The organism is Bradyrhizobium sp. LB13.1, from assembly GCF_054056815.1.
The window spans coordinates 2,915,058-2,934,741 of the sequence record NZ_JBSRYQ010000001.1; the positions used below are offsets into that span (position 1 = coordinate 2,915,058).

Here is a 19,684-nt window from a genome sequence, read left to right on the forward strand (position 1 = left end):
CTGCCTTATGTGGCACGGCCGACGGTCGCGCGCAGGCGCGGATCGACGACCGTGTAGAGGATGTCGACCACCAGATTGATGGTGACGAAGATCAGCGAGACCATCAGCAGGTAGGCGGCCATAATCGGGATATCGACGTTTTGCACGGCCTGCACGAACAGAAGTCCCATGCCGGGCCATTGGAACACGGTTTCGGTGATGATCGAAAATGCAATAACCGAGCCAAACTGCAGTCCGGCTACCGTGATCACGGGAATCAGAGTGTTCTTCAGCGCGTGGCCGAAATGAATGGCACGGGTTGTCAGCCCGCGGGCGCGGGCAAAACGAATATAATCGGTCCGAAGCACTTCGAGCATCTCCGCGCGCACCAGCCGCATGATCAGGGTCATCTGGAACAGGCCGAGCGTGATCGAGGGCATGATCAGCGCCTTCAGGCCCGACAATGTGAGCAGGCCCGTGGTCCACCAGCCCAGCTTGACGACCTCGCCGCGGCCGAACGAGGGCAACCAGCCCAATGTCACCGCGAACAGATAGATCAGAAGGATGCCGATCAGGAACGTCGGCAGCGAGATGCCAATCAGCGAAACCGCCTGGAATAATTTGGCGAGCAGGGTGTCGCGCCTGAGCGCCGAATAGACGCCCATCAGGATTCCGCATATCATTGCAAATACGGTCGCGCAGATCGCAAGTTCCAGGGTGGCGGGCATACGCTCCATCAACAGCGTCGAGACCGGCTGGCGGAACTGATAGGAGACGCCGAATTTGAATTGCGCGGCATCGGCGAAATAGCGCACGAACTGCACCGGCACGGGATCATCGAGGCCGAGCGATTTGCGCACGGCTGCGCGTTCGGCCGCCGGCGTATCGAGCGAGACGATCTGGTTGATGGGGTCGCCGGCGAAGCGGAACATCGAGAACGCGATGATGCCGACGGCGAACATGACGCCGATCGCCTGAACGGCCCGGCGAAGAGTGAAAGCGAGCATGCCTTCCACTTTCCTTGAGTGTGCGTCTGGCCGACGTCTTTGTCAGCCGGAAAAGGAAAGGTCCCGGAAGCCTGACGCTGCCGGGACCTCGTGTTCGACTGACGCTATTCCTTCTTGGTCGCCCAGTGGAACATGACCAGATTGTCGGCGCGCTGCGGCAGGTTGACCTTTTTCGATACGCCCCAGGCCAGCGCCTGCTGGTGCAGCGGAATATAGGCCCAGTCCTTGATGCTGATCTCATACGCCTGCTTGATCAGCTGATTGCGTTTGGCGGTGTCGGTTTCGACCAGCACCTTGTCGGTGATGGCGTCGAATTCCTTGTTGCAATAGCCACCAAGATTGGCTTCGCCCCGCGAAGATTTCGCATCGTCGCGGCATCCCATGATGTCGTTCAGCACATTGTGGGAGTCCATCGTGCTCGGCGTCCAACCCAGCATGAAGAACGAGGTCTGGTAGCCACCTTGCTTCAGCACCTTGGCGAAGTACTGCGCCTTGGGCTGTGCCAGCAGATTGATCTTGACGCCGATGCGGGCAAGCATGCCGACGACGGCCTGGCAGATCGCGGCATCGTTGACGTAGCGGTCGTTCGGACAATCCATCGTGACCTCGAAGCCGTCGGGGTAGCCGGCCTCGGTCAGGAGTTTCTTGGCGCCGTCAGGATCGAATTTTGGCCGCGTGAACTCCTTGGACAGTGCGAACAGTTCGGGCGCGATCATCAGTGCCGACGGTGTCGACAGTCCCCGCATCACGCGCGTCTTGATCAGCTCGATATCGATCGCCTTGTAGAACGCCTCCCGGACCTTGACGTCCTTGAACGGGTTCTTGCCCTTGATGTTGGAGTAGAGCAGCTCGTCACGAACCGTGTCGAATCCGATGAAAATGGTGCGAAGCTCCGGCGCCTTCAGCACCTGGGCATTCGGGCTCGCATCGACGCGGGCAATGTCCTGGATCGGCACCGGCTCGATGACGTCGACCTCGCCCGAAAGCAGCGCAGCGACGCGGGTGGCGTCGGAGGCGATCGGGGTGAAGATGATCTCCTTCAGGTTGCCTTCCATCTTGCCCCAGTAATTGGGGTTGGCCTTGAACACGGTCTTCACGCCGGGCTGATGGCTCTCGATGATGAAGGGACCGGTACCGTTCTCGTGCAGCGAGGCGTAGCTCGGCGAGGTCGCGGACACCGGGGTCGGCTCGACGGCCTTGTTCTCCTCAGCCCACTTCTTGTCCATGATGTACCAGACGTCCCACGCCGAATGCAGGATGGGATTGGGCGAGGGCAGGACGAAATCGACCGTGTAGTCGTCGACCTTGACGACCTTGACGTCAGGCGCCAGGCGGGTCTGCATGTTCGAGTTTTTGTTTCGGACACGATCGGCGGAGAACAGCACGTCGTCGGCGGTGAAGGGGTCGCCGTTGTGGAATTTTACGCCCTTTCGCAAATGGAAGCGCCACCGGGTCGGCTCCGGAGTTTCCCAGCTCTCCGCCAGCGCCGGAATGATCTTGAGGTCCTTGTCGCGCGCGGTGAGGCCCTGATAGACGTGACCGAGATGGGCGTGGGTGGTGGACTCGTTCAGCGAGTAGGGATCAAGCGACTTCAGGTCGCCCTGGTTGGCATAGCGCAGCGTCTGGCTCGACGCTGGCGACATCGTCAACGCAAGCATACCGGCGAGCGTCGCCGCAAACAGAGTTCGATCGACTGACATTCTTGACCCTCTCAACTCTGCCGCGCCGTGATTTTTGATTGTTCGGCGGGCGTCCCAATCCATGTTGCCCAGAGTTCTCGACCCGTGCAAGCGCCATTGCAGCAAGGAACGCGCCAAGTTGCACCGCTGTGCAGCAATGCTGACCGACAATCGGGGGACGAGGGGCCGATTTTGATTGACCATATCCATCGAACGCGGAAGCCGGCGCCTAGCCGCGTGCCTCAGGTCGCTTGCGTTGCACACCGTGTCGCGGCGATACTATATGAAGCCGCTCGAATCTCATCTGGAGGGGATATGAAAGTTAATATCGAAATCGACTGCACCCCCCTGGAAGCCCGTCAGTTCTTCGGACTACCCGACGTGATGCCGATGCAGGCCGCGGTGATGGACAAGTTGCAGCAGCAGATGATGTCCAACATCGATAAGGTTTCGCCGGAATCGCTGATCCAGAGCTGGTTCACCTTCGATCCCAAGATCGCTGAGCGGTTTCAGGACATGTTCGTCACCATGGCCGGTCTCGGCGGCACGCGCAGCAGCGACAAGAAGAAATAATGCCGCCCGTCCCGGACGGGCCGCAGTCCTCAGGCCGGCTTCATCCGCCGGGCCTTGGTCTGCTGCTCGCCGAAGCCCGTGGGTTATTCGAATTCAATGCCAGCCTGCTGTTGTCGCCGGTTCTGATGCGTGCGCCGAAAGGCGATGGCCATCCAGTACTGGCGCTGCCGGGCTTTCTCGCCAGCGACTTCTCGATGGCGCCGATGCGGCGCTATCTCGGTGCGCTCGGCTATGAGGCACATGCCTGGCGGATGGGGCGCAACCTCGGCGGGCTGGGACGGATGCGGGATTTGCTGCGCGCCCGTCTCGCTGCAATCCATGCTGCGAGCGGACGCAAGGTCAGTCTGGTTGGATGGAGTCTCGGCGGCGTCTATGCGCGCGATCTCGCGCTCCAGGCGCCCGACATGGTCCGCAATGTCATCACGCTCGGCAGCCCTTTTGCCAATGACATACGAGCGACCAATGCGACGCGGCTCTACGAGATGATGTCCGGCGAACGGGTGGAGGATTTCGCCGAGCTGCGCGAGGCGATCGCCGGCGATCTGCCGGTGCCGGCAACCTCGGTCTATTCGCGTGCCGACGGCATCGTGAACTGGCGGACCTGCCTGCTACGTCCCTCCGACCGCGCCGAGAACATCGAGGTGCACCTGGCGAGCCATATCGGGCTCGGGGTGAATCCCGCAGCGCTTTGGGTCGTGGCGGACCGTCTTGCGCAACCGGAGGGGGAGTTCTCGCCATTTGACCGGGCAGGGCCGTTTGCCATTGCATATGCCCCGCCGGAACAGGCAGTATCGGCCTGACGAGAAGTGCCGCTAAGGCGCCCGTCAAATACTCGGGAGGGAATTATGGCTGACGGTAAGAAGCTGTCGTCGCTGGACGCATCATTTCTTTATCTGGAAACGCCGGAAATGCCGATGCATGTCGGCAGCATGGCCATCTTTCGCCTGCCGGACGACTACAAAGGCGACTTCTTCGAAGACTTCAAGGCAATGATCGTCTCGCGCCTGCACATCGCGCCGATCCTCAAAGCGCGGCTGGAGAAGGCGCCGCTCGACATCGATCATCCTTCCTGGGTCGAGGACGATCAGTTCGACATCGACCGTCACATCTTCCGGGCCAGCCTGCCGCAGCCGCGCGATCGCGCCACGCTCGAGCGCATCGTCGGCTGGATGCACGCCAAGCTCTTGAACCGCGCCCGCCCGCTCTGGGAGTTCTACGTGTTCGAGGGCATGAAGGACAACGAGGTCGGGCTTTATTCCAAGATGCATCATGCCGCCATTGACGGCGGCGCCGGTGCGGCGCTCACCAACATGATCTACGACATCTCGCCGACCCCCCGCAAGGTCGATCCGCCGACTGCAGGAGCCAAGCCCGGACCGGAGCCGCGCGACATCGCCGCGAACCTGCTCGATTCCTATCAGCAGTTCATCACCCAGCCGCTCGATGCATCGGCAGCCGCGAAGAATTTGCAACTGCCGCGCACCGGCAAGAGCGACATCGGCTCGATCCTGTTCGACAATGCGATGTACCAGATCGAGAGCGCGGTGCGCTTCGCCGGCAACATCCCGACCATGGTCAAGAGCGTCTCCGAGGTGCTCGGCAAGATTTCCGATCCGAAGTCGCGCGAGAGTCTCGCCAGCATGGTGTCGCCGCCGACCATGCTCAACAAATCGATCTCCTCCGAGCGCAGCTTCGCCGGCGTCTCGATCTCGCTGTCGCGATCCAAGGCGCTGGCCAAGCAGGCTGGCGGCAAGCTCAACGACGTGGTGCTGGCGCTCGCGTCCGGCGTGGTCCGGCGTTACCTGAAGGAGCACGGCACGCTGCCGGCGAAATCGCTGACCGCGGCGGTGCCGATCTCCTTGCGCGAAGAGGGCAACACCGAGGCCAACAACCAGGTGTTCGGCATGATCTGCTCGATCGCGACCAACATCGAGGATCCCAAGGCGCGGCTGGAAGCCATTATCGCGCAATCGACCAAGTCCAAGGAGATGTCGCATCCGCTGCGGGCGCTGATGCCGCAGATATCCAACATCTCCATGCTGGGCGCGCCGATGATGATGCAGATTCTGGCACTGGTCTACAGCCGCTCGAACCTCTCGGATGTGTTGCCGCCGGCCGCCAACATCACGGTGTCCAACGTACCGGGGCCGCGGCAAACGCTCTACGCCGCGGGCGCCGAGTTGTTGCACATCTTCCCGGTGTCAATCTCGACCCATGGACAGGCTCTCAACATCACTGTGCAGAGCTATCGCGACCAGCTCGATTTCGGCTTCATCGTCGGTGCCAACATCATTCCGCATGTGCAGGTGATGTGCGACATGCTGCCGGAGGAGTTTGCCGCACTCGAAGCGGCCTATGCATCCCCGGTGGCCGACATCAAGGGCGCCGCGGAGTAGGAATGTGTCGATGATTGAAATGCCGCCGCTCAAGTTCGCGCAGACGAACGGAATCCGCATGGGCTATTACGATGCCGGCCCGGCCGATGACAGGCCGCCGATCGTGCTGTGCCATGGCTGGCCCGAGCTTGCTTTCTCCTGGCGCCACCAGATCAAGGCGCTAAGCGAGGCCGGCATCCGGGTGATCGCGCCGGACCAGCGCGGCTATGGTGCGAGCGACCGGCCCGAGCCTGTCGAAGACTACGACATGGAGCATTTGACCGGCGATCTCGTCGGGCTGCTCGATCATCTGAACATCGATAAGGCGATCTTCGTCGGCCACGACTGGGGCGGCTTCGTCGTCTGGCAGATGCCGCTGCGGCATCCATCGCGCGTGGCCGGTGTGGTCGGCGTCAACACGCCGCATTGGGACCGCGCGCCGATCGATCCGATCACGCTGTTCCGCCAGCGCTTCGGCGACCAGATGTACATCGTCCAGTTCCAGGATCCTGCGCGCGAACCGGACAAGATCTTTGGCAGCCGTGTCGAGCAGACCTTTGACGCCTTCATGCGCAAGCCTTTGGCGCGGCCGGAAGCGAAACCGGCTGAGACGCCGATCGCGGGCGTTGGCGCCTCGTCAAAGACCAATCTGGCGTTCCCGCAGATGATCGCGGCCTATGACGCAAAGCACGATCCGCGTACGCCGATCCTGTCGGCCGACGAGAAGAAAATCTTCGTCGATACCTTCACGAAAAACCGGCTTCACCGGCGGCATCAATTGGTATCGCAATTTTACGCGCAACTGGGAGCGGTCGAAGGGGCTCGATCATCACGTGCATGTGCCGTCATTGATGATCATGGCGGAGAACGATGCCGTGCTGCCGCCGTCGGCAGCGGACGGCATGGAGAAGCTGATCGGTGATCTCGAGAAATATCTGGTGAAGGACAGCGGCCATTGGACGCAGCAGGAGAAGCCGGAAGAGGTCAGCGCCAAATTGATCGAATGGCATAGAAGGCGGTTCGGCTAGCTGGTCATTGCGAACTCGTCATTGCGAGGAGCGGAGCGACGAAGCAATCCAGGCTGTCTCCGCGGATATATTTCTGGATTGCTTCGCTTCGCTCGCAATGACGACATTGAGGCAGGGGGACTACATTTCGATGTCATCGAAGAACCGTCTGGACCCGATCCCGCAGCCGCCGACCAAGCCGGTGGTCGGCAACATGCTGTCGCTGGATTCGGCGGCTCCGGTGCAGCACCTGACGCGGCTTGCCAAGGAATTAGGCCCGATCTTCTGGCTCGACATGATGGGCTCGCCGATCGTCGTCGTCTCCGGCCACGACCTCGTTGACGAGCTGTCCGATGAGAAGCGCTTCGACAAGGCGGTACGCGGCGCGTTGCGGCGCGTGCGCGCGGTCGGTGGTGACGGCCTTTTCACAGCCGACACCAGGGAGCCCAACTGGAGCAAGGCGCACAACATCCTGATCCAGCCGTTCGGCAACCGCGCCATGCAGTCCTATCACCCGAGCATGGTCGATATCGCCGAGCAGCTCGTCAGCAAATGGGAGCGGCTCAACGCCGACGACGAGATCGACGTCGTCCACGACATGACGGCGTTGACATTGGACACGATCGGCCTGTGCGGCTTCGAGTACCGCTTCAATTCTTTCTACCGGGGCGACTACCATCCTTTCGTCGAGTCGCTGGTGCGCTCGCTCGAAACCATCATGATGACGCGCGGCCTGCCGTTCGAGCAGATATGGATGCAGAAGCGGCGCAAGACCATGGGCGAAGACGTCGCCTTCATGAACAAAATGGTGGACGAGATCATCGCCGAGCGGCGCAAGAATGCGGATGCGATCGACGACAAGAAGGACATGTTGGCTGCGATGATGACCGGCGTCGACCGCTCGACCGGCGAGCAGCTCGACGACGTCAACATCCGTTACCAGATCAACACGTTCCTGATCGCAGGCCACGAGACCACCAGCGGCCTGTTGTCGTGCACGATCTATGCGCTGCTAAAACACCCGGACATTCTCAAGAAGGCCTATGACGAGGTCGATCGCGTCCTCGGCCCCGACGCCAACGCGAAGCCGACTTACCAGCAGGTGACGCAGCTCACCTACATCGCGCAGATTTTGAAGGAGTCACTGCGGCTGTGGCCGCCGGCGCCGGCCTATGGCATCTCGCCGCTGAACGACGAGACCATCGGCGGCGGCAAGTACAAGCTTCGGAAGGGTACGTTCACCACCATCCTGGTGACCGCGCTGCATCGCGATCCCTCGGTCTGGGGTCCGAACCCGGATGCCTTCGATCCAGAGAATTTCAGCCGTGACGCGGAAGCCAAGCGACCGATCAACGCCTGGAAGCCGTTCGGCAACGGCCAGCGGGCGTGCATCGGCCGCGGCTTCGCCATGCACGAGGCCGCGCTCGCGCTCGGCATGATCCTCCAGCGCTTCAAGCTGATCGACCACCAGCGCTACCAGATGCACCTGAAGGAAACGCTGACGATGAAGCCGGAAGACTTCAAGATCAAGGTCCGTCCGCGCGCCGATCGCGAGCGCGGCGCTTATGGTGGGACTGTCGCCGCGGCCGCTTCGGCACCGAAGGCACCGCGTCAGTCGACCGCGCGGCTCGGTCACAACACGCCGATGCTGGTTCTCTACGGCTCCAATCTCGGCACCGCCGAGGAACTCGCGACGCGCATGGCCGATCTTGCCGAGATCAACGGCTTTGCCGTGCATCTCGGGCCTCTCGACGACTATGTCGGCAAGCTGCCGCAGGAGGGCGGCGTGCTGATCATCTGCGCCTCCTATAACGGCGCGCCGCCTGACAATGCGACGCAATTCGTCAAATGGCTCGGTGATGAGCTGCCGAAGGATGCGTTTGCCAATGTGCGCTACGCCGTGTTCGGCTGCGGCAACAGCGACTGGGCCGCCACCTATCAATCGGTGCCGCGCTTCATCGACGAGCAATTGTCGGCGCATGGCGCGCGCGCGGTCTACCCGCGCGGCGAAGGCGATGCGCGCAGCGATCTCGACGGCCAGTTTCAGAAATGGTTCCCGGCGGCCGCCCAGGTGGCGACCAAGGAATTCGGTGTCGACTGGAATTTCACCCGCACCGCGGAGGACGATCCGCTCTACGCGATCGAGCCGGTCGCGGTGACCGCCGTCAACACCATCGTCGCCCAGGGCGGCGCGGTGGCGATGAAGGTGCTGGTCAATGACGAGCTTCAGAACAAGACCGGGACCAATCCCTCGGAGCGCTCGACGCGCCATATCGAGGTGGAACTGCCGTCCAACATTTCGTACCGCGTCGGCGATCATCTGAGTGTGGTCCCGCGCAACGATCCGACGCTGGTGGATTCGGTCGCCCGTCGCTTCGGCTTCCTGCCGGCGGACCAGATCAGGCTGCAAGTCGCCGAAGGCCGTCGCGCGCAATTGCCGGTCGGCGATGCCGTGTCGGTCGGCCGCCTGCTCAGCGAGTTCGTCGAGCTCCAGCAAGTGGCGACACGGAAGCAGATCCAGATCATGGCGGAGCACACGCGTTGCCCCGTCACGAAACCAAAACTGCTGGCCTTCGTTGGCGAGGAGGCCGAGCCGCTCGAGCGTTATCGCAGCGAGATTCTGGCAAGACGAAAATCGGTGTTCGACCTGCTGCTCGAACATCCGGCTTGCGAATTGCCGTTCCATGTCTATCTGGAAATGCTCTCGCTGCTGGCGCCGCGCTATTACTCGATCTCGTCTTCGCCGTCGGTCGATCCGGCGCGTTGCAGCGTCACGATCGGCGTGGTCGAAGGGCCGGCGGCGTCGGGGCGCGGAACCTACAAGGGCATCTGCTCGAACTATCTCACCAATCGACGCGCGGGCGATGCGATCTATGCAACGGTGCGTGAGACCAAGGCCGGCTTCCGGCTCCCGGATGATCCATCCGTGCCGATCATCATGATCGGACCAGGGACGGGACTTGCGCCGTTCCGCGGCTTCCTCCAGGAGCGCGCCGCGCGCAAGGCGAAGGGCAGCGCCCTCGGCCCGTCCCTGCTGTTCTTCGGCTGCCGCCATCCCGATCAGGATTTTCTCTATGGGGACGAGCTGAAGGCGCTGGCCGCAAGCGGCATCACCGAGCTGTTCACGGCATTCTCGCGCGCGGATGGACCAAAGACCTATGTCCAGCACGTCCTCGCCGCGCAGAAGGACAAGGTCTGGCCGCTGATCGAGCAGGGCGCGACCGTCTATGTCTGCGGCGACGGCGGCAAGATGGAGCCCGACGTGAAAGCGGCGCTGGTCGCGATCCATCGTGAGAAGAGCGGCAGCGATGCCGCCACGGCTGCGCGCTGGATCGACGACATGGGCGCGAAGAACCGCTATGTGCTCGACGTCTGGGCGGGTGGGTGATTGTTCGTCCGATCGTGCTAAAGCACTCCCATGATTCCCTGGGAAAAGATCGATACCGCCAAAATCCCCGGCTCCGATGAAGAGCTTCGCCTGATGCGGCGAGGCAAGGAGTTCTCCATCAAGCTCGGCACCAACGAGTTGATGAACAACCGCCTGTCGGGCTCGGAAGCCGCGCTCGCGACGCTTGCGGCGAAGCAGATCGAGACGGTGGCAAAGCCGGTCGTCCTTATCGGCGGACTGGGGATGGGTTTTACGCTGCGCGCGGCGCTCACCGTGCTCGGAGCTAGGGCGAAGATCGTGGTCTCCGAGCTCGTGCCGGCGGTGGTCACCTGGGCACGCGGTCCGATGGCTGAGGTGTTCGGCGACAGTCTCGATGATCCCAGGGTGAGCATCCGGGAAACCGACGTCGGCGAAATCATCCGGGCACAGCGGTCGGCCTTCGACGCCATTCTCCTCGACGTCGATAACGGACCGGAAGGGCTGACCCGGAAGGGCAATAATGCGCTCTACAATGCGGGTGGATCGGAGGCGACCAAGACCGCGCTGCGACCGGGAGGTGTGCTCGCCGTCTGGTCGTCCGGACCCAACCCGGCCTTCACCAAGCGGCTTGGCAGCGCCGGCTTCGAAGTCAACGAGGTCAGCATCCGCGCCACCGGCAGAGGCGGCGGCGCACGCCACGTGATCTGGATCGCGAAGAAGAATTAGGCCGCCTGCGCAGCTACGAGCTCGATCCGTCAGAACATCGTGTTGCTGTTCGCGGGAGTCTCGGGAATAGCCTGAACGACGTCCCAGTGTTCGACGATCTTGCCGTTCTCCAGCTTGAAGATGTCGACGATCGCGTTGCCCCTGGTGCCGGGCTCGCGAACCGCGTGAACGTGCAGAATGACGTAGTCGCCATCCACGAAGCTGCGCTTGATGTCGCTGTGGGAGTTGGGGAATTTCTCGCGCGGGAAGCCGATGAACTTTCGGAAGCCGTCCGGACCATCGGCCGCGTTTGGATTGTGCTGGACGTAGCGGTCGCCGACATAGGCGAGAGCTGCATCGGCGTCCTTTTGGTTGAGTCCCTTCTCGTAGAACGCAAGGACACTTTTGCGATTGGCTTGTCTTGCGCGCTGCCCGCCATCGCGGCGCCGCCGGCGAGGGAGAGCGTGAGAATTGAAGCAGCGATCATTGCGGCCGACCGGACGATGAGATGCATGTGAACTCCGAGAGGCCGCAGCCTCGTTCTTGCGACTGAAGGAGGCCGGTATAGCTTTCGTGCCGCCTTCCGTTAACCGGCAGCTCACATGGTCACCGCGAGGAGACCGTATGCGTCGGGTCTATGCCGCCCGCGTCGCCGCGCCATGTGCATGCTTGTCGATGGCGCCGATGATCTCCGGCCAGAAGCGCATCGGCAGCGCGTGGCCCATGCCTTCGATCATCAACAGCTTTGCGCCAGGAATTGACTCTGCCGTATCCTTGCCGCCCTCGGGGCGGACCAACGGATCGACGGTGCCATGGATGACGAGTGTCGGCGTCTTGACGCCATGCAGTCGCTCCTTGCGGCTGCCGGAGGCAAGCACCGCGCGGAGCTGCCGGCCGACGCCGGCCGGATTGAGCCCGCGCGCGAACACGCGTTCGGCACGACCGGGATCGAGCGCCTCTTCCTCCGGAAAGGACCCGGCCCGCAACACGTTCCAGGTCTGGCCGTAGCGCACGATGAACTCCTCCTTGCTGCGCGGCGGCGGCGCCATCAGCATCGCGGCGGCCTCGCGCGTCGGTGGTGGGACGCGCGGATTACCTGTTGTCGACATGATCGACGTCAGCGACCGCACGCGCTCGGAAAACGACAGCGTCACCTCCTGCGCGATCATGCCACCCATTGAGGCGCCGACCAGATGCGCCGACTTGATGCCGAGCGCATCCATCAGCCCGATCGTGTCCTTGGCCATGTCGATCAGCCTGTAGGTGGCGGCAACGGGAATCCTGAGGAAGCGGAGCTTCAACAGCTCGAGCGGCGTCAGGCGCTTGCCGCCAGTGAGATGGCTCGACTTGCCGATGTCGCGATTGTCGAAGCGGATCACGCGAAAGCCATGCCCAGCGAGCTGCTCGCAGAACGCATCGTCCCAATGGATCATCTGGGCGCCTAACCCCATGATCAGCAGCAGCGGCTCGGCATTATCGTTGCCGAAAATCTCGTAACAAATGTCGATGCCGTTGGCGCGGACGGTCTGCGACGGCTGTTGGGCGTTCACGGGTGCATTCCCCTGGCTTTTGATCAATGCTGTATCGCACGGTTTCCCGTCGCGATGAAGACGCGTGCGCGACACCGCACCCGCTGCTTGCCGGTTGACCGGCACCTCGCAACGGTGTGGTATGGCGAAAAAAAGGAAGGGCGTCGAAGCTCTCGATTTCAGGAGGACGCCGATGACCGACAAGACCAATGACCCCGTTGCCATGTGGCAGAAGATGGTGGGCGAGATGGAGAAGGGGTTCAACTCCTTCGCCAATCAGGCCATGTCGTCGCCCGAGTTTTCGCAAGCTATGAACCGGGCCGGCGGCGTTGCTGCAGGTGCTCAGAAGCAGCTCGGTGAGCTCATGGAGAAATATCTGGTCTCCATGAATCTGCCGAGCCGGGAGCAGGTCACGAGTCTTGCGGAACGGCTGCAGTCCATCGAAGGACAGATCGGTGAGATCAAGTCGATGCTGAGCCAGATGGCGGCAAGTTCCGGCGCGTCTCAGGGCTTCGATCCAGCGTTGCGGCCGCCGCGCACCAAGCGCCCGCCGTCCGAGGGCGGAGAGCAGACATGAATGCACCCACCGGACTTGATTTCGCATCGATCACGGAGCGTATCCAGTCCGAGGTGCAGCGCGCGATCCAGCGCAGCATCAAGGGTGTGGAATATTTCTCGACCTCCGGTCCGACGCTCGGCTCGACGCCGAAGGACGTGCTGCATTCGCGCGGCACGATGAGCCTCTACCATTATCGGCCGATGTCCGACGAGATCTATCGAATTCCGATCTTGATCGTGATGGCGACCACTAATCGCGGTTACATTCTCGACCTCGTGCCCGGCCAGAGTTTCATCGAGTTTCTCTTGAAGCGCGGCTACGACGTTTACATGCTCGACTGGAGCGCGCCGCGGCCGGAGGAGAAGAGCCTGCGAATGGAGGACTATGTCCTCGACTTCATCCCGGATTGCGTCCGTCGCGTGCAGCAGGATTCCGGCGAGCAGGACGTCTCCGTCATTGGCTATTGCTTCGGTGGCGTGCTGTCGCTGCTCTATGGCTCGATCTTCCAGGATGGGCCGATGAAGAATCTGATCTGCTTCACCACGCCGATCGATTTCCGCGAGATGAAGCTGTTCGCGAACTTCTCCGACCGGCGCTATTTCGACGTCGACCGCCTGGTCGACAGCGTCGGCAACGTGCCGCCGGAGATGATCCTGTCGTCGTTCGAGATGCTGCGCCCGGCCTCGCGCACGGTGAGCCAGATCCAGCTCTGGGAGAACATCTGGAACGACGAGTTCGTCAAGTCCTACCGGATGTTCGACCGTTGGGCGACCGACACGCTACCGCTGGCGGGGGAATATTTCCGCACCATCACCAAGGACCTGATGTGGGACAACAAGCTGTTCAACGACACCATGTCGGTCGGCGGCCGTGCTGCGAAGCTCGAGGACATCAAGGTGCCGTTCCTGCATGCGGTGGCCGAGCATGACCACATCGTGCCGTATGAGGCCGCAAAACACCTGATCGCCAAGATTGGATCCGAGGACAAGGAAGAGGTGATGCTGAAAGGCGGTCATGTCTCCCTCGTCGCCGGCGCCAATGCGGTGAAGCGGCTGTGGCCGAAACTGGATTCCTGGCTAGGGAAGAGATCGACATGAGTGAGCAACGTTCTTATCCGCGTCGCGTCAACACGGATGCCGGTGATATCGAGATCCGCCTGATGTCGCCGACGGATGAGGCTGCGGTGCTCGCCTTCGGCAAGGGCCTGCCGTCTCACGATCTCCTTTTCCTGCCGCGTAACATCAGTGAGCCAAAGGTGCTGTCGGCCTGGGTCAAGGAGATCGAGCGCGGTGCGATCACGAGCTTGCTGGCGGTCAGGGGCGGCACGGTCGTCGGCTGCGGCACGTTGGTGCGCGACCCGCATTCCTGGTCGCCCCATGTCGGTGAAATCCGCATGGTGGTCTCGCCCGACGTCCGCGGGAAGGGGGTGGGGAAGGCGCTGTCGCAGGAGACTTTTGCGCTCGCGCTCGGCGCCGGCCTCGAAAAGCTGTCTGTCCAGATGACGGTCGACCAGCAGGCGGCCATCGCGCTGTTCGAGAGCCTCGGCTTCAAGGCCGAGGCGCTGTTGCGCGACCATGTCCGGGACGTCGACGGTAAGACCCACGACATTGTCGTGCTCGGTCATAACATCGCGCAGGTCCAGGCCCAGATGGAGGCCTATGGGCTGCCTGGCGCCGTCCAGCATTGAGCGCCCTTGGGGCGGCTGTCCGGGAACCGGATGGCTACGGAGGCCGCATAGTGCCTCCTATCAAAGCTATTCACGGTTTCGTGATATCGCAGTGCAATATGAATGTTGCATCGCACCATTAACTATGGCATATAAGCCTTGCCCCGGGCCAATGCGGACGGGGTGAGCCCATAGCTCAGAACAAATGAGGATGGAGAGACCCCAATGACCACTGAAACCAACACCGCTTTCGAGGGCTTCAAGGACGCTTTCAAGAACATCCAGAACCTGGAAGTTCCCGAGGCCGCCCGTGAGTTCGTCAAGAAGTCTGCCAACACTGCCAAGGACCGTGCTGCCGAGGTTTTCGCTGGCTCCGAGCGCGTGACCGCCGCCGTCGAGAACGCCGTGACCGAATCCGTCACCGAGGCCGGCAAGATCAGCCGCAATATCCAGCAGGCGATCTATGACGACGCCCAGGCATTCTTCGCCGGTATCGACAAGCTCGCCTCCGCCAAGTCGTTCAGCGAAGCCGTCGAGATCCAGTCGGGACTGCTCCGTTCGCGCGGCGAAGTGTTCGTCTCGCGCGCCAAGGCGACCACCGACTATCTCGGCAAGCTTGCGGCCAACGGTGCGAAGTCCGCTCAGGACAATTTTGCCAAGGTCTACAACAAGACCGCCTGATCTGCCTGAGACGAGAAACTGAATTTGAGGCCCGCTTCGGCGGGCCTTTGTTTTTTTGCGCTGCCGTCATTGCGAGGAGCGAAGCGACGAAGCAAATCCAGAGTCTTTCCGTGGAAAGATTCTGGATTGCTTCGCTTCGCTCGCAATGACGAGTACTGTGATGCAGTTATGTCCTCACTCGCTACCTTTTCTTTTGATACTCCCGGCGACGAAGAACGCGCGGCGGAGCTGCGTCGCATCAAGGCACTGGCGACGCTGGTGCTGGCGTCGACGCTCGCTCTGTTCGTCGTCGCGAAATGGCTTCTCCCCGTGCATCCCGTGTTCGGATTCATCGCTGCATTCGCGGAAGCCGCGACCATCGGCGGGCTCGCGGACTGGTATGCAGTGGTGGCGCTGTTCAGGCGGCCGCTCGGCCTGCCGATCCCGCACACCGCGATCATCCAGAGCAACCAGGCCCGCATCGCCGACAAGCTCGGCGAGTTCATCGAGGTACATTTTCTCGAGGTTGGTCCCGTCGAGGCCAAGCTGAAGGAGATCGATTTCGGCTCCTTTGTCGCCGACTGGCTCCGCGACCGCAAGCGAAGCGACGATCTCGCGCGCTTCGCGCTCCGCCTGTTGCCGGAGGCCGTCTCCGCGACCGAGAGCTCCGGTCTGATGACATTCATCATCCGCCGCATGTCCTCGCAGCTCCAGGCAATCGACCTGGCGCCGCTCGCGGCCGGCACGTTGCGCGGCTTTGTTGCGGAGGGACGCCATCAGATACTGTTCGACGATCTCCTGCGCGTGATGCACGAGACGCTGAATCAGAAAGACACGATGGCGATGATCCGCGAGAAGGTGCGCGCGGAATTGCCGACCTTGCTCAGGCTTTATCGCGCCGACAAATTTCTGGTGAACAAGATCGTGGCTTCCGCTACCGCCTTCTTCGATGAGGTGCGCGCCGATCCCAAGCACCCGTTCCGCGGCGAGTTCGATCGCATGGTGCTGACCTTCGTCGACCGGCTCGGCACTGACCAAGCCTACGTCGATCGCATCGCCGGCCTGAAGCGCGATCTGCTCGCGCGGCCCGAGCTTGCCGATCTGGCCCGCACTGTGTGGGCCAACACGCGCTCTTTCATCGAACGCAGCGCGAGCGGCGAAACACAGGTGTTGCAGCATCATCTCGCCGGAATGTGTGTCGCGGCGGGCGAAGCGCTCGCCGGCGATGCCGAGCTGCGCGCTGAGATCAACAAGGGTCTGGTGGCGGTGCTGCGCAGTTTCGTCGCAGACCAGAAGAGCGGGGTTTCGACCTTCATTTCCGACCAGGTCAAGTCGTGGGACATGGCACAGCTGATTTCGCTGATCGAAATCAACATCGGCCGCGACCTGCAATACATCCGCTTCAACGGCTCGCTGATCGGCGGGCTTGCGGGACTTGCACTTTACGCCGTGGAATTCCTGCTTCGATTGTTGTGACTTTTGCGTCACGAACGTTAGCATTAACGGGCGGGCCTATTGTGGCCCCGCGTCTCTCCCGATTGAATGTCGGGAACCGGCTGCCTAGCTGATTCATGTTGCGCTGCGGAACGATCGAGAAGCCGGCGTGTTGGAATCCCATACCCATTTGCCGGCAGGCCACCGGTAGCCTTTTCAGCAATTCTTCCCAGGGGACCATTGATGACCGCTACCGCCCAGACGCTGAGTCCGCCGTCCCGCACCCTGATGTTCCTGGAAGGGCGCGCGATCCACGAGTTCGGCGCATTCCTCGGCGCGCTTCCGCTGCTCAGCCTCGCCCCGCGCGGCGATGGGCATCCGGTGCTGGTGCTGCCGGGCCTCGTGGCCTCCGACGCGTCCACGCGCGCGCTCCGCACGTTTCTGTCGGGCAAGGGCTATGCGGTGAGCGGTTGGCGCCAAGGCCGCAATTACGGCCTGCGCGAGGGCGTGCAGCACGCTATGGTGGATCTGGTCCGGGAGCTCAGTGACGCGCACGGCCGCAAGATCAGCCTGGTCGGCTGGAGCCTCGGCGGTCTCTATGCGCGCCAGCTCGCCAAGATGATGCCCGACCGCGTGCGCCAGGTGATCACGCTCGGCAGCCCCTTTGCCGGCGATCCCCGTTCGACCAATGCCTGGCGCGTCTATGAATGGGCGAGCGGTCGGAAGTCCGACGAGGTCGATCCGCAGTTCGGCGGCGATCTCGCCGTTGCGCCGCCGGTGCCGACCACCGCGATCTTCAGCCGCACCGACGGTGTCTGCGCCTGGCAGGGCTGCGTGGAGAAGACGGGCGCCCAGACCGAGAGCATCGAGATCGAGAGCAGCCATTGCGGCATGGGCCATCACCCGGCTGCGGTCTATGCCGTCGGCGACCGCCTCGCGCAGAAGGAAGGCAACTGGCGGCCCTTCGACCGCAGCGGCTGGCGCAGCCTGGTCTATCCCGATCCGCATCGGTAAGCGGCCTGCATGGTTCGAGACGCGCGGCTTCGTCGCGCTCCTCACCATGAGGATTTAAAGCAAGCGAAGCGATTAGACCTCATCCTGAGGAGGCGCGCAGCGCCGTCTCGAAGGATCGAGCCCGGCTCTCGCTTCCATTGTCGTACCCGTCCATTGTCGCGCCCGCACCAAACGCGCTATGCCTCGCGCATGGCGTATCCTTTGTCCCGCATCATCGACCAGCTCAAGCGCGAGCCGTCGCGCACCGGCTCCATCGTGATCACCGTGTTCGGTGACGCCATCGTGCCGCGTGGCGGCTCGGTATGGCTCGGCACGCTGCTGGAATTCCTCGAAAGTCTGGATATCGACAGCGGCGTGGTGCGAACCGCGATGTCGCGGCTTGCCGCCGACGGCTGGCTGACCCGCGAAAAGGTCGGCCGCAACAGTTTTTATCGCTTGGCCGACAAAGGCCGCCAGATCTTCGAAGCCGCCACGCGCCACATCTACGATCCGCCGCCGTCTGACTGGACCGGACGTTTCGAACTGCTGCTGATCGGCAATGGCTGGGATCGCGACGCCTCGCGCGAGGCGCTCCGCAATGCCGGCTTCGGTAGTCCGCTCCCGGGCGTGTGGGTCGCGCCGTCGGGCGTGCCGGTGCCGGACGAAGCCGCCGGCGCGATCCGCCTTGAAGTCTCCGCCGAGGATGACAGTGGTCGGCGCCTGCTCAGTGCGAGCTGGCCGCTGGACCGCACCGCGGACGCCTATCTCAAGTTCATGAAGACGTTCGAGCCGCTGCGCGCCGCGATTGCGCGCGGCACGGAGCTGTCCGAGGCCGACGCGTTTACCGCGCGCATCCTCCTGATCCACTATTACCGCCGCGTCGTGCTGCGCGATCCGCTGCTGCCCGAAAGTCTGCTTCCGGCAGACTGGCCGGGCAAGGCTGCCCGCGCGCTGTGCGGCGAAATCTACCGCGCGCTGCTTGCTGCATCAGAACAATGGCTTGATGGTCATGGAACCAATGAAAAGGGGCCGTTGCCGCCGGCGCGAAAACTCCTGGAAAGGAGGTTTGAGGCTTGATCTTTATGTTACAGAAATATCTTGCATGCGATAATTCTTGATATATATTGCCTCCCAATAAAACGGGAGGATGCGCATGTATACCCAGGCGCTGAACACGACCGAGACCGATGATCGCGGTCTTGAGGACGCGGCCAAGGCTGCGCAGTTCCAGGCGCGCATCGATGCCGAGGAGCGCATTGAGCCGAACGACTGGATGCCGGCGGCCTATCGCAAGACGCTCACCCGCCAGATCTCCCAGCACGCCCATTCCGAAATCGTCGGCATGCTGCCCGAGGGCAACTGGATTACGCGCGCGCCGTCCTTGCGCCGCAAGGCCGCGCTGCTTGCCAAGGTGCAGGACGAGTGCGGCCACGGGCTCTATCTCTATGCCGCCGCCGAGACGCTGGGCACTTCGCGTGAACAGCTGGTCGACGCCATGCTCGCGGGCAAGGCAAAATATTCCTCGATCTTCAACTATCCGACGCTGACCTGGGCAGACATCGGCATCATCGGCTGGCTGGTCGACGGCGCCGCGATCATGAATCAGATCCCGCTGTGTCGTTGCTCCTACGGCCCCTACGCGCGCGCGATGATCCGCGTCTGCAAGGAGGAGTCGTTCCACCAGCGCCAGGGTTATGAGATCGTGCTGACGCTGTGCCACGGCTCAGACGAGCAGCAGGCAATGGCGCAGGAAGCGCTGAACCGCTGGTGGTGGCCGGTGCTGATGATGTTCGGCCCGCCCGATGCCACGAGCCAGCACAGCGACACCTCGACGAAATGGAAGATCAAGCGCTTCTCCAATGACGAGCTGCGCCAGAAATTCGTCGATGCCACCGTGCCGCAGGCGCAATATCTCGGCCTCACCATTCCCGACCCCGGCATGATTCAGGATGCGGAGGGGCACTGGCGCTACAGCGAGATCGACTGGACCGAGTTCAAGCAGGTGCTCGCCGGCAACGGCCCCTGCAACCGCGATCGGCTCGCCGCACGCCGCAAGGCGCACGACGAGGGCGCCTGGGTGCGCGAGGCGGCAGCCGCCTACGCCGCAAAGCGCGCGCGCCGTCAGACTGCACAAGCCGCGGAATAGGGAGA

At 62.6% G+C, this 19,684-nt stretch carries 16 protein-coding genes and 2 pseudogenes; 14 read left to right on the top strand and 4 right to left on the bottom strand.

What is annotated here, in order from left to right; genetic code table 11:
* Nucleotides 1-5: 5 nt before the first annotated feature.
* Complete coding sequence (locus ACVWYI_RS13830) at nucleotides 6-986, bottom strand: ABC transporter permease (protein ID WP_456662329.1); 981 nt, start codon at nucleotides 984-986, stop codon at nucleotides 6-8.
* A 104-nt stretch (nucleotides 987-1,090) separates the two neighbouring features.
* Nucleotides 1,091-2,686, bottom strand: a complete 1,596-nt coding sequence (locus tag ACVWYI_RS13835) for an ABC transporter substrate-binding protein (RefSeq protein WP_456662330.1) — start codon at nucleotides 2,684-2,686, stop codon at nucleotides 1,091-1,093.
* A 294-nt stretch (nucleotides 2,687-2,980) separates the two neighbouring features.
* On the opposite strand from ACVWYI_RS13835, the gene ACVWYI_RS13840 reads away from it, so the two are divergent.
* The 6 genes and pseudogenes from ACVWYI_RS13840 (at nucleotide 2,981) to ACVWYI_RS13865 (ending at nucleotide 10,713) form a co-directional block, all read left to right on the top strand.
* Nucleotides 2,981-3,238: a DUF6489 family protein gene (locus tag ACVWYI_RS13840; RefSeq protein WP_247441401.1), complete on the top strand. Its 258-nt coding sequence runs from the start codon at nucleotides 2,981-2,983 to the stop codon at nucleotides 3,236-3,238.
* Complete coding sequence (locus tag ACVWYI_RS13845) at nucleotides 3,238-4,038, top strand: esterase/lipase family protein (protein ID WP_247349709.1); 801 nt, start codon at nucleotides 3,238-3,240, stop codon at nucleotides 4,036-4,038. Before ACVWYI_RS13840 ends, ACVWYI_RS13845 begins: the two co-directional genes overlap by 1 nt.
* Nucleotides 4,039-4,083: 45 nt before the next feature.
* Nucleotides 4,084-5,634, top strand: coding sequence for a WS/DGAT/MGAT family O-acyltransferase (locus tag ACVWYI_RS13850; protein WP_247441404.1), 1,551 nt, complete (start codon nucleotides 4,084-4,086; stop codon nucleotides 5,632-5,634).
* A 10-nt stretch (nucleotides 5,635-5,644) separates the two neighbouring features.
* Nucleotides 5,645-6,641, top strand: a pseudogene (locus ACVWYI_RS13855) (alpha/beta fold hydrolase).
* 130 nt (nucleotides 6,642-6,771) lie between these two features.
* On the top strand, nucleotides 6,772-10,008 hold the full coding sequence (locus ACVWYI_RS13860; protein ID WP_456662331.1) for a bifunctional cytochrome P450/NADPH--P450 reductase: 3,237 nt from the start codon (nucleotides 6,772-6,774) through the stop codon (nucleotides 10,006-10,008).
* 30 nt (nucleotides 10,009-10,038) lie between these two features.
* The gene (locus ACVWYI_RS13865) at nucleotides 10,039-10,713 is read left to right on the top strand and encodes a spermine/spermidine synthase domain-containing protein (RefSeq protein WP_456662332.1); all 675 of its coding nucleotides are present in this window, start codon (nucleotides 10,039-10,041) and stop codon (nucleotides 10,711-10,713) included.
* 29 nt (nucleotides 10,714-10,742) lie between these two features.
* Here ACVWYI_RS13865 and ACVWYI_RS13870 read toward each other — a convergent pair.
* Nucleotides 10,743-11,206, bottom strand: a pseudogene (locus ACVWYI_RS13870) (nuclear transport factor 2 family protein).
* A 121-nt stretch (nucleotides 11,207-11,327) separates the two neighbouring features.
* The gene (locus ACVWYI_RS13875) at nucleotides 11,328-12,242 is read right to left on the bottom strand and encodes an alpha/beta fold hydrolase (protein ID WP_247441413.1); all 915 of its coding nucleotides are present in this window, start codon (nucleotides 12,240-12,242) and stop codon (nucleotides 11,328-11,330) included.
* A 172-nt stretch (nucleotides 12,243-12,414) separates the two neighbouring features.
* On the opposite strand from ACVWYI_RS13875, the gene ACVWYI_RS13880 reads away from it, so the two are divergent.
* The 8 genes from ACVWYI_RS13880 to paaA all read left to right on the top strand — a co-directional run bounded on the left by ACVWYI_RS13880 (nucleotide 12,415) and on the right by paaA (nucleotide 19,679).
* Nucleotides 12,415-12,798 (top strand): metal-sensitive transcriptional regulator, encoded by a 384-nt coding sequence (locus ACVWYI_RS13880; protein WP_247349714.1) that lies wholly within the window; start codon nucleotides 12,415-12,417, stop codon nucleotides 12,796-12,798.
* On the top strand, nucleotides 12,795-13,877 hold the full coding sequence (locus tag ACVWYI_RS13885) for an alpha/beta fold hydrolase (protein ID WP_247441415.1): 1,083 nt from the start codon (nucleotides 12,795-12,797) through the stop codon (nucleotides 13,875-13,877). The genes ACVWYI_RS13880 and ACVWYI_RS13885 overlap by 4 nt, the downstream gene beginning before the upstream one ends.
* The gene (locus tag ACVWYI_RS13890) at nucleotides 13,874-14,467 is read left to right on the top strand and encodes a GNAT family N-acetyltransferase (RefSeq protein ID WP_247349716.1); all 594 of its coding nucleotides are present in this window, start codon (nucleotides 13,874-13,876) and stop codon (nucleotides 14,465-14,467) included. The genes ACVWYI_RS13885 and ACVWYI_RS13890 overlap by 4 nt, the downstream gene beginning before the upstream one ends.
* A 204-nt stretch (nucleotides 14,468-14,671) precedes the next feature.
* Entirely contained in the window at nucleotides 14,672-15,127 is a 456-nt protein-coding gene (locus ACVWYI_RS13895; protein WP_247349717.1) for a phasin, read from the top strand.
* A gap of 168 nt (nucleotides 15,128-15,295) precedes the next feature.
* Complete coding sequence (locus ACVWYI_RS13900) at nucleotides 15,296-16,582, top strand: DUF445 domain-containing protein (RefSeq protein ID WP_456662333.1); 1,287 nt, start codon at nucleotides 15,296-15,298, stop codon at nucleotides 16,580-16,582.
* A gap of 201 nt (nucleotides 16,583-16,783) precedes the next feature.
* Nucleotides 16,784-17,554, top strand: coding sequence for an esterase/lipase family protein (locus ACVWYI_RS13905; protein WP_456662334.1), 771 nt, complete (start codon nucleotides 16,784-16,786; stop codon nucleotides 17,552-17,554).
* Between the two features lie 189 nt (nucleotides 17,555-17,743).
* On the top strand, nucleotides 17,744-18,610 hold the full coding sequence (gene paaX, locus ACVWYI_RS13910) for a phenylacetic acid degradation operon negative regulatory protein PaaX (RefSeq protein ID WP_354051822.1): 867 nt from the start codon (nucleotides 17,744-17,746) through the stop codon (nucleotides 18,608-18,610).
* Between the two features lie 76 nt (nucleotides 18,611-18,686).
* Complete coding sequence (paaA, locus tag ACVWYI_RS13915; protein ID WP_456662335.1) at nucleotides 18,687-19,679, top strand: 1,2-phenylacetyl-CoA epoxidase subunit PaaA; 993 nt, start codon at nucleotides 18,687-18,689, stop codon at nucleotides 19,677-19,679.
* Nucleotides 19,680-19,684: the final 5 nt, after the last annotated feature.